Annotated in this window: 15 protein-coding genes and 1 riboswitch; of the genes, 9 read left to right on the forward strand and 6 right to left on the reverse strand. The window is 42.4% G+C overall.

Annotated elements, in window-relative coordinates:
* Positions 1-511 precede the first annotated feature (511 nt).
* The gene (locus tag E4663_RS00635) at positions 512-1,252 is read right to left on the reverse strand and encodes a DUF4352 domain-containing protein (RefSeq protein ID WP_135326275.1); all 741 of its coding nucleotides are present in this window, start codon (positions 1,250-1,252) and stop codon (positions 512-514) included.
* 60 nt (positions 1,253-1,312) lie between these two features.
* A complete protein-coding gene (locus E4663_RS00640) occupies positions 1,313-2,797 on the reverse strand; it encodes an alkaline phosphatase (RefSeq protein WP_135326276.1) in 1,485 nt (494 codons plus the stop codon).
* A 287-nt stretch (positions 2,798-3,084) separates the two neighbouring features.
* Here E4663_RS00640 and E4663_RS00645 point away from each other — a divergent pair, with 287 nt between their 5' ends.
* The 3 genes from E4663_RS00645 to E4663_RS19625 all read left to right on the forward strand — a co-directional run bounded on the left by E4663_RS00645 (position 3,085) and on the right by E4663_RS19625 (position 4,434).
* Positions 3,085-3,354 (forward strand): hypothetical protein, encoded by a 270-nt coding sequence (locus E4663_RS00645; protein WP_135326277.1) that lies wholly within the window; start codon positions 3,085-3,087, stop codon positions 3,352-3,354.
* Between the two features lie 88 nt (positions 3,355-3,442).
* A complete protein-coding gene (locus E4663_RS00650) occupies positions 3,443-4,279 on the forward strand; it encodes a GNAT family N-acetyltransferase (RefSeq protein WP_135326278.1) in 837 nt (278 codons plus the stop codon).
* Positions 4,280-4,284: 5 nt separating this feature from the next.
* The gene (locus tag E4663_RS19625; RefSeq protein WP_158290377.1) at positions 4,285-4,434 is read left to right on the forward strand and encodes a hypothetical protein; all 150 of its coding nucleotides are present in this window, start codon (positions 4,285-4,287) and stop codon (positions 4,432-4,434) included.
* 81 nt (positions 4,435-4,515) lie between these two features.
* Here the strand turns inward: E4663_RS19625 and E4663_RS00655 are convergent, their stop codons facing one another.
* The 4 genes from E4663_RS00655 to E4663_RS00670 form a co-directional block, all read right to left on the reverse strand.
* Positions 4,516-5,391: a sulfite exporter TauE/SafE family protein gene (locus tag E4663_RS00655; protein WP_135326279.1), complete on the reverse strand. Its 876-nt coding sequence runs from the start codon at positions 5,389-5,391 to the stop codon at positions 4,516-4,518.
* Between the two features lie 153 nt (positions 5,392-5,544).
* Positions 5,545-5,650: riboswitch (SAM riboswitch) on the reverse strand.
* Between the two features lie 171 nt (positions 5,651-5,821).
* The gene (locus tag E4663_RS00660; protein ID WP_135326280.1) at positions 5,822-6,052 is read right to left on the reverse strand and encodes a hypothetical protein; all 231 of its coding nucleotides are present in this window, start codon (positions 6,050-6,052) and stop codon (positions 5,822-5,824) included.
* A gap of 176 nt (positions 6,053-6,228) precedes the next feature.
* Positions 6,229-7,707: a flavin monoamine oxidase family protein gene (locus tag E4663_RS00665; protein ID WP_338323603.1), complete on the reverse strand. Its 1,479-nt coding sequence runs from the start codon at positions 7,705-7,707 to the stop codon at positions 6,229-6,231.
* Positions 7,708-8,043: 336 nt separating this feature from the next.
* On the reverse strand, positions 8,044-8,289 hold the full coding sequence (locus tag E4663_RS00670) for a hypothetical protein (protein ID WP_135326281.1): 246 nt from the start codon (positions 8,287-8,289) through the stop codon (positions 8,044-8,046).
* 300 nt (positions 8,290-8,589) lie between these two features.
* Here E4663_RS00670 and E4663_RS00675 point away from each other — a divergent pair, with 300 nt between their 5' ends.
* The 6 genes from E4663_RS00675 to E4663_RS00700 all read left to right on the forward strand — a co-directional run bounded on the left by E4663_RS00675 (position 8,590) and on the right by E4663_RS00700 (position 11,967).
* Positions 8,590-9,021, forward strand: a complete 432-nt coding sequence (locus tag E4663_RS00675) for a hypothetical protein (RefSeq protein ID WP_135326282.1) — start codon at positions 8,590-8,592, stop codon at positions 9,019-9,021.
* A gap of 244 nt (positions 9,022-9,265) precedes the next feature.
* Entirely contained in the window at positions 9,266-10,519 is a 1,254-nt protein-coding gene (locus E4663_RS00680) for an aminopeptidase (protein ID WP_135326283.1), read from the forward strand.
* Positions 10,500-10,751, forward strand: coding sequence for a glycine zipper domain-containing protein (locus E4663_RS00685; RefSeq protein WP_241657082.1), 252 nt, complete (start codon positions 10,500-10,502; stop codon positions 10,749-10,751). The genes E4663_RS00680 and E4663_RS00685 overlap by 20 nt, the downstream gene beginning before the upstream one ends.
* A 19-nt stretch (positions 10,752-10,770) precedes the next feature.
* The gene (locus E4663_RS00690) at positions 10,771-11,085 is read left to right on the forward strand and encodes a hypothetical protein (protein WP_135326285.1); all 315 of its coding nucleotides are present in this window, start codon (positions 10,771-10,773) and stop codon (positions 11,083-11,085) included.
* Between the two features lie 184 nt (positions 11,086-11,269).
* Complete coding sequence (locus tag E4663_RS00695; protein ID WP_135326286.1) at positions 11,270-11,593, forward strand: nucleotidyltransferase family protein; 324 nt, start codon at positions 11,270-11,272, stop codon at positions 11,591-11,593.
* Positions 11,569-11,967: an HI0074 family nucleotidyltransferase substrate-binding subunit gene (locus E4663_RS00700; protein WP_135326287.1), complete on the forward strand. Its 399-nt coding sequence runs from the start codon at positions 11,569-11,571 to the stop codon at positions 11,965-11,967. The genes E4663_RS00695 and E4663_RS00700 overlap by 25 nt, the downstream gene beginning before the upstream one ends.
* The last annotated feature ends 20 nt before the right edge of the window (positions 11,968-11,987 follow it).

Consider the following 11,987-nt stretch of genomic DNA (forward strand, 5'->3'; position numbering starts at 1 on the left):
AGGGGAAAGAAGGTAGACTTCTCGAAGTTGCTGATTGTCAACGTCGTACAATTAAGTCGAATGGAAGAAAAGAAGTGGGCTGAACTACATAAGTTACTAGGAGTCATTTTATATCGTTTTATCTCAATATCAGTTCTTATACATATGGAGGGAACCGGATGCTTATCTTTATCACAGTAATTTTAATAGTGTTTTTATTCGATTTTACAAGAATTAGAAAGCAAAATGATACGATCATAGAACAAAATGAAAAGGTGATTTCTTTATTAGAAGAAATTAAAAATAAGTAAGACCACCATTATTATTGAAAGAACGGATACGTTAGTTAAAAGATTTACTCAGACATATCTTAAATTAAAGCCTTAATGTATGGGGGCGATTGCTTAAAAAAGTAATCGCCCTAAATATATTGAAACTATACCTTTGAAAGCACAAAAGGAGCAGCGGCAAGCATTGGCTAAAGAAAAAAGGAGGGAAAGCTGACACCAGCTCACCCTCCAATAACAATAGATTATTCAAACGAGATCGTGTACGATTTCCCCTTCTCCACAGACTCCTCGTTTTGAAAAGCATCACTCGAATGGACCGTAATCTTCTCCAGCGTTTCCTTCTCGGCATCTTCTAAAATAAACCCGAGCTGCCCTTTGCGGGTTTCACCCGCGGCATAGTCTCCGTGCAATTCTTCCAAGTAAAAGTCATCCTGAAACCCTTTTTTCTCCCCTGTATTCGTTTCTAAATGAGAGACAGGGGCGAAGTTCGTCTGCTGATCGGAGGTGTTTTCAACGGTAACTCTCAGTTTGACGTAATCGAAGTTGCTCTCGTTATGGCTGAAACCGTGGAAGAAATCGATCATGTCTGGTGATGGCTTGTAGTGCATGAATTTCGCTTCATGGATGGTGACGTTCATTGGCCCGACATCAATCTGTTGTTCTTCTGGTGCATAGGCGAGCAGCTTGATCTTTCCGTCCTGGTCACTATGAGTCGCGCCTACTTCAACCAGCTTACTGTCATCGGGTGCTTGGGGGCTTTCCATAAATGTATCTTCCGTAGTGTCACCAGTCGTCTCTTCTTTCTCTTTTGTCGTATCGGCCTTATCTTCACCGGTTTCTGTCTGCTCTTCAGAAGCCTGTTTCTTCTCAGCTGTAGCCTCGACCTTTTCTGCATGTTCATCCGCCTTTTGGTTTGCAACGCTCTCACTTGTGCATCCCGTCATCAGGATCACCAATATAACAAGCCATCCGATTCTTTTCATGTCTATCCCTCCGTATGTAAACAAGGAGCCTCTAAGTATTCAGAGGCTCCTTTACTTGCATTAGTGCTTGTCGTGACCGTGGCCATGGCCATGACCTTTGTCATGTCCTTTGCCTTTACCATGATCATGTCCTTTACCTTTACGGTCCGAGTTCACCAATTCAAACAACTTCTGTCCTGTTGAGCTATTTTCGATGGATCCGCTGAACTCCATTCTTTGCGGACCGTACGCATAGATGTTCACGTCCACACCGGTATGACCGCTTGTCGTCCAACCTGTACCGGAGCGGATATCATAGATATGCTCGATGGCATTATCCACTTCTGTTGTATTGATTTCCCCATCTACAGGCTGTGCTGCGTCTTTGACAGATTGGATTTCTTCCTCTGTCAATTCAAGACCGCTATAAGAATTCAGTACGTCTTCTACAGCTTCCCCGTCTGCGATTTCTGCTGCCATGTAGTCAGGCGTACGTTCAGCTGCATCTACTACTTCTGGGTTGAAAATATAGTCTCCGTCTCGTCCGATAGACATTCCACCTGTAGAGTGGTCAGCCGTCGTTACGACAATCGTGTTCTTATCTTTTTTCGCAAATTCGATCGCTTCTTTGAACGCTTCCTCGAAGTCTCGCATTTCACTCATAGCGGCAACGACGTCATTGTCGTGACCGGCCCAATCAATCTGACTGCCTTCCACCATAAGGAAGAATCCGTCCTTGTCATCGCGAAGTTTATCCAGTGCCGTTGTCGTCATTTCGCTAAGCGAAGGCGACTCTTCACTACGGTCGATCGCTTTGTCCATTCCTTTTGGTGCGAAAAGACCGAGTAGCTGCTCGTTATCACTAGCTAGCATCTCTTCTTTAGTGGTGGCGTAGTCATAACCGTCCTGCTTGAATGCTTCAACTAGATTACGGTCGTCCCGTTCAAAATAGCTCGTACCTCCGCCAAGCATGACGTCGACTTTGTGTTTGCCATCGACCATCTCATCATAGTAGTCATCCGCAATGTCATTGTAGTTGTTTCGGGATACGTCGTGTGCGCCAAAGGCTGCTGGGGTAGCGTGGTTGATCTGAGAGGTTGACACAAGACCAGTGGCTTTTCCTTGTGCTTTTGCTTCTTCGAGGACTGTTTTCGTTTCTTCTTGGTCTAAATCGACGCCGATAGCACCGTTATACGTTTTGATACCGGATGCCATGGACGTTGCCGTTGCAGCTGAATCCGCGATGTTTTCCTTCACGTCACCTTCTCCCCCGTCGAAATAGGGGTCCCAGGAATATGTACGCTGCATTCCGACTTGATACGGATCGAATGCCGTAGACTCCATCTCTTTCGTAGACGGGTCATCGTTCATGTAGCGGAGCATAGTGGTGTAGGCTGGTCCCATGCCATCCCCGACCATGAAGATCACATTTTTCACTTCTGAATGGTGCTTCCCATGACCCTTTGCGTCTGCTGTGGATGCTGTGGTGGTCGCCGCGCCACCAATCACCAGTGAACTGATCGCAGCAAATGTGACAAGCTTACTCTTCGCCAATTTTTTTAACATTATAAACCTCCTAAATATGATTTGTATCGAGCTTATCTACCATTCTAGTCCTACCGTGGTAGCGTATACAACATGCCATTCTATTTATTTCCAACAGTTGATAAAGTTGGATTTGTGAGAGAAGTTGCATAAGACCTTCCTATGTACCTGAAATACTCTACTACTTTCGATTTATTTTTAGAGAAGATACGGAGTTCTAGGGTTAGGCGCTCCGTTATCGTTATAAAGTGCTTTGTGGTAAAATTGAATAAATTGGAAAAAGGGGTGTGGGGATGTTTTATTTGATCTTGTTTTACGGATTTCTCCTGAACGCCGTCGTATTGCTTGCCGGAATCGCGCTCTACAAGGTAAGGGGGAAGAAAGTCGACTTCTCGAAGCTGTTGATCGTCAACGTCATCGCATCCGCGTTAGCCTTCGGGTATGGAATCGGAGGCGGAACACTTCAATTCCTCAACGATCCTTATCTCGTCCAGACGATTGGACTGATGTCTTTCGGCATGTTGGCATTCTGCATCGTGACCCTACTATTCTATCTGAGACAAATCAGAACATACTAACATAGGCGGCCCTTCCATAGAGGGGACCGTCTTTTTTATGATAGTATCAATGTATAACTGACAGAAAATTCTAGCAGGAGTGTGGACAATGATACGCGAACTGGACCAGTCGGAATTCTATAAATGCGAGAAGCTGATGAACAAAGCGGGGCACATCGAAGTACAGGCGGTCATAGCCGGAAACAACCCGGGGCGTATTTTTGTCGATGATATCGATGATCCGAAGACGGGGCTGATCTGGCTCGGGAACCATGACGGATTCTTCTTTATCGGTGATGAGGAAAATGAAACCTTCACGGACGGTATCGATGCATTCATTGATGATGTCATCCATCCCGAAGCGGAGAGGCTCGGTGTGAGGAGCTTCATAGCCATCGGCAACCATCTGGAATGGGAGCCAGTCATCGAGAACGTTTTCGCACATCGGCCGATGCAGATATCGGATCAGAAGGTGTACAAGTTGAAGCAGGGACACAATCCAAGTGGTGAGCAACCTTCTATGGAACATGGTTATGAAATACATAAGATAACGGAAAGTCTGATGGAAGAGGAGTCTATTCAGAACACGGACTTTCTACGCTCTAAATTACAGGAATTCTGGACATCCCCTGAGCATTCTTTCAAAAAAGGGATCGGGTACTGTGTCATCAAAGGGAACAAAATCGTGAGTTCCTGCTTTTCCGGGTTCGTAGCGGAGAACGTCCACGGCCTTGATATCGAAACATTGGAGGAGCACCAAGGGAAAGGGCTCGGACAGCAGGCAGCTAACGCTGTGGTGAAGGAATGTGTGAGCAAAGGGAATATTCCTTACTGGGATTGTGAGGAGGCGAATGGACCTTCGAATGCGGTTGCCAAGAAGGTAGGCCTTGAGCATCATCTGGATTACCTTGTGTATATTTTTCCGTTCGATCGGAATGAGGAGTAGGTGTGATGAAAGATTTGCTTGGTGCGATATCAGGTGTTTTGACGGTTTGGATAGCGTACGGAATCATTTTCGATGACTTTGACGATCGGTTCCTCATCGCTATGGTTATGGGTATCATCGTGGGTTATAGTGCGGGGAAGAAACAGAAAGCTTAGCGTCTTCCCACCTGAATGAGGATTAAGATAGAAAGTAGAGAGCACTAATTGAATTCATTAGTGCTCTTTCCTATACAGGAATCAAGATGCTTTCTTAAGCTTTGTTGTATTGCGGACAGTTTGGGCAATAGCTGCTACCCATCCAATGATTAGGATGACATAAATCATCGAAATAGCAGTTTGACTTATGGATAAAGTATTTAGAATCGTATTAGTGTTTGTAAGAATAATGAATCCTCCCACAAGAACTCCCAGAATATAGGTGGGCATCACCCGTACAAGCCATGCAGCAATAGGAGCAGCAATTACTCCGCCAATCACAAAGGCACCCACCCATAACCAATTGAATTGCTCCCATCCCAAAAAAAGTACGAATCCTAATGTAGCGGAAATGGTAACAGCGAACTCGCTTGTATCTACCGTTCCGATGACTTTCCGTGGTGTGGCTCCTTTTTGGGATAATAGGACTGGAGTGTTTACAGGTCCCCAACCACCGCCACCTACAGCATCCAAAAAACCGGCAACAGCTCCCAGAGGGTAGAGAAAACGCTTCTTCAAATGTATATTTCCTGAGGGCGGCCTTTCCTCTGCTTTTTGCAGTAGAAAACGGAATAGAATATATATTCCTAATAAAAGAAGAAAGCCCGAGATGAATGGTTTCATTAAGTAACCAGGCAAGCTACTTAAAAAAGCTGCTCCGAAAAAAGCACTTATGGATCCAGGAATAACCAGTGTCAACATCAGTTTTTTATCAACATTTCCGAATTTGTAATGAGAAACGCCTGACGCAGCAGTTGTAGCGATCTCAGCCATATGAATGGATGCAGAGGCGATTGCTGGTGCCACTCCATAGGCGAGTAACAACGAAGACGAAGTTAAACCGAATGCCATTCCAAGAGCACCATCAATCAATTGTGCGAAAAACCCTATCAAGGCAAATATAATAAGTTTTCTCAATATCATGCACCCTCTTAACTTGATTATTCCTATTATCTTAGTTGGATTTAAGTATAAAAAAATATATGGCAATGGCCATAAGGATAGGCCAGTATTTGATATAAAAAACCTCTTCTTATTATGTAAGAAGAGGTGTAAACATCCATTTGCCTCTCCTTATCTTTCAGACTTATCGTCTGCTGGAATGAGCACCTCCACCAAACAGTGTGGTTGCTGCGGGATCATAAGACCAGATTCCTTCCCCGACTCTCTATAAGGATTAAATTGGTAATTAAATTAATGATACTCTATAATTTATAGAAATATTCTGATGAAGTCAATCATTATTTGAAGCACATAAAAAAAGCAAAACAAGCACAATACCGACTAAGGGGTTGTGCTCTGAAATATCCTGTATGTCAGTTGAGAAAAAAGAGAAGTGTCACTGAATCTAATCCGATTTTTGAACAAGGATTAGAATTTGAATAGGATTTCTTGGATGGACTGTCTTTTTATAATAATTCAGATGAAATCCACGTTTTTTAGCAGTTGCCTCTAACAATGAAGTTTCGTGGAACATCGATTCGGACAACTTCCTTAAATAGATGTTCGTCAGCAAGAAATAGTAAAGGTTGACGATCTTTTCGTTATTAAGTGATTCATGCGGAGTAACAGGGCACATAGATTAGCCTCCTGGCTATAGGTCACCACAGAGGAAATACTTTTCAAGATGCCACTAAACTATGCTCTCAACTTAATCCAACCATAACATAGGGGCGATCTCATTGATAGATGGATAGAATGCCAGGCATCTGATTGAATCAGCATTATTCTTTGCATGATTACTTAACATTTGTTTCAGTCATTCCGATTATTGATCTCATAAGCAGCTCGTATCGCAGATTCAAGGGCTCCTTCCACCCAGCCATGAAAAGGTGACGTGTGTTCGCCGGCGAAATGGATTCTGCCTTCAGGTAAATAAATGTCGTCTGCAAAATCCGAAGCCTGGTTAGGTGCAAATAGGGTAAAGCAACCTGCGGAGAACTGATTCTGACTCCAGCTATAGGAAGCCCCTTTTGAAAATTCACGATATACCTGATCTCCATAGATTCTAGAGAGCCCTTGCAAGGCTTCACGGATGCGTTCATCTGATGGTAAACTATTCCATAGGTCGGCGTTTTGTGCCCAGCTATAACTTCCGAGCATCACTCCAGGACCAGGTTCACCGATTTTGTGACTAGGGCTATACGTGTAACGCAGTGGAAAGTCTGTAATGATATTCCCTGCATTGCCGAGTTCCCAAAACTTTGTCTTGAATTCAAGTCCGATTTTCACGGAAGATACATAGTTCAGTTCCCTGATCGCTTTCCATTTTTGAAAGGAAATAGAATCATACGGATATATATCAATGAATTGAAATACGCTGTATGGAACAGTGGCAATCGTATAATCTCCCTGAAAACTGCGATATTCGTTCGTATTGCGATCTCGAACGGTTACCGTAACTCCGTCATCATCTTGAATGATTTGGTGGACTTTTTGGTAATAGTAGATGTTTTGCTCGAGCTCAGGTAAGAAAGCATAGGGAAGCCGGTCATTTCCACCTGTAATTTCATAGAATTTCAAATCCTCATTAAAAATCGTTCGCACAATATCTAACAATATGTCTACAAAGGATAACTCGGGGAACCCTTCGATTCCGAGAATGACTTTAACCATACGAATCGCTTCAGGTGATAAAGAGTTACCTAGTGGGTTGAACCGTAAATAATCATCAAACGAATAGCTGTCGAATTTCTTTCTTAATTGATCCTGCTCTTCTGGGCTGGAATTTTCGTAAAGATCAAGGAATGGTTTGACCGCAGAGGACAATAATTCTACAGCAGACTTGCCTCGTTCTTGAGGTGGTAAGGGATAGTTGAATATATTAGGATCGGCTTCATAGAGAGTATCGGTCGCCAAGATTCCGTTTATGAGATAGAAATCATTTTCATTAACGAAGACATTGGTAGGTAAATCGAATTTACGGATGTACTCGAACACCAAACTATGGGTATCAGGGAAACGCATAGCTCCTGCATCCAAATACAGCCCTTCAGAAAAAGGCTCACGCATTGTGTAGACCCTTCCACCAATCCGGTCGTTCCCCTCGAGTATGATGACGTCATGACCTGCTTTTTTCAATAAGGAGGCAGAAACCAAACCAGCCATACCAGCGCCAATGACAATTACTTTATGTGGAGTCGTGGTTGGACTTAATCCATTACGAATGATGGACTTCATATCTTTAGGATATTCTAGGTCTCCATAACTATAAACATCTGCTCTGTTTTTCAAAAAATTCCCCTCCCTAAGTGTAATAAATATGCATCAGAATAGGGAGTATTCAATGAGAAAAACAATGAATAGGAAATTCAACTTTCACAAGACCTTTTGAAAAGGCGAAAGACAAAGATGAAAAAGTGTGTCGGCAGAGCGAGTGGCGGAGTAGTTCATTGAAGTGGAGAGGACTGGACGAAGTCTATTGAGTCTTACCTTGCATAATAGCGATAGTTTCAGAATGAAGAACTGGTGGTCGTCTGCTTTAGTAGAGGGTTATAGGAGGCTTTGGATTTAGCATATATCAAATAGAAAATATTTTAATATCTCACTATTTAGAGCTGGCAGGGCACATTACGCATAACTAGATAAGTACCAATACTGGCGTGAAGAGGGCTGCTGTTGATGATAAAACACTAAGGATAATGATTTATATTTCTTAGAATGATAGATTTTGAACCCTTTATCCAATGCTGCTTTTTCTAAAAGGGACGTTTCGTGATTCATCTTTGTTGATAACTCTTCTGTATGAATTTTTTCATGGAAAAAGGAGTACAGTTGAAAAATTCGCTTGATATTCAGTTTGCGGTAGGGATTCATGATGTACCTCCGATTTTTCTATCTATTTATGTATGATTCTACATATTATTATGATTTTCTCACATGAGAGTATATCTTTAAACCATTCTGTTTCAATAGATATAAAATATAAATAGGAATTTCAATAATTTCTTGTCTTATCAATTCTAAATAGAGACAATGAGCAGGAATGGAAAGACTGAAAGACTAGAAAGGGTTTTAGATATTAATAACAAACGATTCGCAGGGTTTTATCTGGTTCTACTCCTCTATTATCTGAGAATGAACCTCCTGTTCAGAAGTAAAGAGAATGTACGAAAGGTGGTAAAACGCGTAGAAAAAACACTAGTAGCCTCTGGTGTAATGAACGAGAACTACGAGCCGGGGACAGTCAGACCTAGAAATAAAACAATGGAACGACTGCTGCATGCCTTTGTGGTAAACCGATCCTATTCAGAAGAAGAATTTTACGAGTACGTAGCCGTTTCATTGGTGAGAAAGAACTGGACAGCTTTCATGAAGATGTCACTCTTCTTTGCATCTGTCTTCGTGTTGTTGTGGATTGGGATCCGACTATATGTGATGTATTTCCTTTCTATCTCCGGGGTGGTTGCTTTGGGCATGTTTGCCGGTATGTATCTATCGCCAATCCTTGGCTTGCTTACGGGAATTTTGGCTCCTGGATGGAAAAAATATCCCTTGATACTATTGAATTTAGGGCTCTTGATTTTCTTGAATTATAGTCTGGTCTGAGGTATTCCAGGCTAGCAGTGTTTTAGAAGACCTTTTTATGCAGAAAGGAGTATTAATTTGAATAAAGTGGTTTCCGCCATTTACATATCTGTATCCATGCTTATGTTTACAGCAATAGGGATTGCTCAAGCGTTTCCTGAAGTGAATTTTACATATTCCCACAGTATAGTTCCATGGTTACCATGGCTAACGCTTTGTCTTGGTGTATTTTATATCATTCCTAATCGTAGAAGGGAGGTAGTGGATGACTAAAGGAATATTTGAACTTATGACAGAAGCACAACTGAAGAAATATGCAGAACTTGCCGTGCGAGCCGGTGTGAACCTACAGAAAAACCAACTGTTGATCATTCACAGTGATATACAACATGCTCCGTTTGCACGACAGATCCAAACGGCAGCTTACGAAGCAGGAGCAGCTAACGTTTTCATCGACTGGACCGATGAACAATCTACCAAAGCATTTTACCTGAACGCAGACGATTGTGTGATCGATCACTATCCAGATTGGCAGGCTGCACGTTTCAAGGAATGGGAACAGGCGGATGCTGCTTTCATCCATATCATCTCTGAGAACTTTGAAGTGTTTAAAGAGGTTCCTTCAGAAAGGATCGATCGTTTCCAGAAAGCTTCCCGCACCAAATTGAGGAGTCATCATTCGAAAATACGATCCCACGAGGTACGCTGGTGTCTTCTGGCTGTGCCGAGCGTTGAATGGGCAACGAAAGTATTCCCCGACTTACGTGAAGAAGAAGCTTTGAGATCATTATGGGAACTCATAATGACAGGAGCGCGGGCAGATGGAGAGGATCCTATCAAAGATTGGGAACGTCACCATAAAGCCTTCGAATCCCGGAAAGAATTCCTGAATGAGAGGCAGTTCGAAGCCCTGCATTTCACCAATACCCTCGGAACGGATTTATTCGTTGGACTACCAGAAGATCATCTCTACATCGGTGGGGGTGTCATGGATAAAAACGGCATTCCATTCTTTCCGAATATCCCTACGGAAGAAATCTTTACGGCTCCTCACAAAAATATGGTGAACGGTAAATTGGTAGGTACGAAACCTCTGATCTATGGGGGGAGTGTCATCGATGACTTTTATCTCCTATTCCAAGATGGGCGAATCACTGATTATTATGCCGCGAAGGGACAGGAAGCGTTACGTAACCTGATTGAAACGGACGAAGGATCCCATTATCTCGGTGAGATCGCTTTGGTCTCTGATAACTCCCCTCTTGCTCAGGCTGATACTCTCTTCTACAATACCTTGTTTGATGAAAATACGTCCTGCCACATCGGAATCGGAAATGCATCGCCGTCCAATCTTCAAAATGGCAAAGACCGATCAGAGGAAGAGTCGAAGGAAGAGGGTTTGAATGCTTCCATCTTGTCCGTCAATGCGACCTTTGGTAGTAGAGATATGAAAGTAAATGGAAGGAAAGAAGATGGAACGGAAGTATTGCTGATGGAAGATGGGGATTTCCAGTTTTAATTTCATAACTGTAAAATCAAACAGTGAACTCATAAGGAGAATGAAAATGAGCGACGAAAAGGACAAATCAATAGAACATACTTATCTAGCAGTTGGAATTGGTGTCGGATTACCTTTGGGTGCGGCGCTTGGGTTATTGCTATTTGATGACATAGCAACCGGAGCCGGTATAGGTTTGGTTTTTGGAATCACAATTGGAACTGTAGCTGACTCATTTAAAAGAAAAGAGTAGATAAAGGAGAGGCGAGTGAATGAAATTCCTTAAAACCATCCTGTTATACTTATCGGTCCTAATCGAGATGATCCTTTTCTTCCTCCTCAATGTGGTGGTCGGCCTCTTTGATGTCCTATTGTCCTATTCCATTGTTTACGTACCCATCCTGTTTTTCATTTTCAAAGGACTTTTAGATTTGCAGTACTGGCAATTGGCCTTGTTTGTGATCGTCTGGATCGTTTTACGACTTTTTCGTCACAGCCTTCAAAAAGTATTCGGGGACAAACTCGACTCTTATAGGGAAAATCTTAAAAGGCACAGAAGAGCACTCGACCATTATGATGGAGATTAATCATTATGGTAGTAGATATGATTAGAGTGCTTTAAGACATATAGCTGCTGTGGAGAAAGGAAAGAAAAGAGTATGGAAGAAGACAGAGCGGAAGTCCTACTAATGAAAGGACTCGATTCCCTATTATAAATCCTTTGGAACGATAAACATATGCTATAATGGGACAAAAAAGAGGAGGGATCTTATGGGGTGTCCTGCAGGTATGCGAGAGCAAATATTAGTGCAACTAAAAACGATTCTGAATAATCAACTCGGCATGGAAGAAGTACGCATTTACTTATTTGGTTCTTGGGCGAGACAGGAAGAAAAACATAGTTCGGACATCGATATTGCGATTGAATCCCAGAATCCAATCCCTTCTTTTAAATGGAATAATCTGATTGAGCAAATTGAAGAGTCTACCATTCCTTACAAGGTAGACGTCGTCAATTTACATGATGCGAATGAAGCCTTAGTCCAACAAGTGAAAGGTGAGGGGATTTTGTGGAAAGATTACAACAACGATTAGAAGCAGCAGAAAAAGCGTTGAATGCATTTGAAAAGTTGGCTACCATTAAAAGCCCTGACGACATAGAACGGGATGCAGCGATACAAAGGTTTGAATTTTCTTTTGAAGCCAGCTGGAAAGCGGCTAAGCAATATTTATATGACGTAGAAGGAGTAGATGCCGGCTCTCCGAAGGCAGTCATACGTAGTTGCAGAGAGGTCAAATTATTTGGAGATGACGAGACCGTTTTAGCATTGGAAATGGTAAATGATCGGAATTTGACCGTGCATACGTATAATGAAGAAGTAGCCATTAAAATTCACAAGAACTTGTCCAGATATTATGATCTTCTAAAGCAATGGGTCCAACGGATGAATGGAAATGTAGCAGAATAAGTATTAACAAAGCCCTGACG

Origin of the sequence: Halobacillus salinus (assembly GCF_004684905.1) — a bacterium.
GTDB classification, from domain to species: domain Bacteria; phylum Bacillota; class Bacilli; order Bacillales; family Halobacillaceae; genus Halobacillus; species Halobacillus salinus.

What these genes read in the sequence shown, in the direction of transcription:
- E4663_RS00685 (WP_241657082.1), top strand. Translation starts at nt 10,500, where the DNA reads ATGGGGATTTCCAGTTTTAATTTCATAACTGTAAAATCAAACAGTGAA.
- E4663_RS00680 (WP_135326283.1), top strand. Translation starts at nt 9,266, where the DNA reads ATGACTAAAGGAATATTTGAACTTATGACAGAAGCACAACTGAAGAAA.
- E4663_RS00650 (WP_135326278.1), top strand. Translation starts at nt 3,443, where the DNA reads ATGATACGCGAACTGGACCAGTCGGAATTCTATAAATGCGAGAAGCTG.
- E4663_RS00695 (WP_135326286.1), top strand. Translation starts at nt 11,270, where the DNA reads ATGGGGTGTCCTGCAGGTATGCGAGAGCAAATATTAGTGCAACTAAAA.
- E4663_RS00670 (WP_135326281.1), bottom strand. Translation starts at nt 8,289, where the DNA reads ATGAATCCCTACCGCAAACTGAATATCAAGCGAATTTTTCAACTGTAC.
- E4663_RS00640 (WP_135326276.1), bottom strand. Translation starts at nt 2,797, where the DNA reads ATGTTAAAAAAATTGGCGAAGAGTAAGCTTGTCACATTTGCTGCGATC.
- E4663_RS19625 (WP_158290377.1), top strand. Translation starts at nt 4,285, where the DNA reads ATGAAAGATTTGCTTGGTGCGATATCAGGTGTTTTGACGGTTTGGATA.
- E4663_RS00660 (WP_135326280.1), bottom strand. Translation starts at nt 6,052, where the DNA reads ATGTGCCCTGTTACTCCGCATGAATCACTTAATAACGAAAAGATCGTC.
- E4663_RS00690 (WP_135326285.1), top strand. Translation starts at nt 10,771, where the DNA reads ATGAAATTCCTTAAAACCATCCTGTTATACTTATCGGTCCTAATCGAG.
- E4663_RS00635 (WP_135326275.1), bottom strand. Translation starts at nt 1,252, where the DNA reads ATGAAAAGAATCGGATGGCTTGTTATATTGGTGATCCTGATGACGGGA.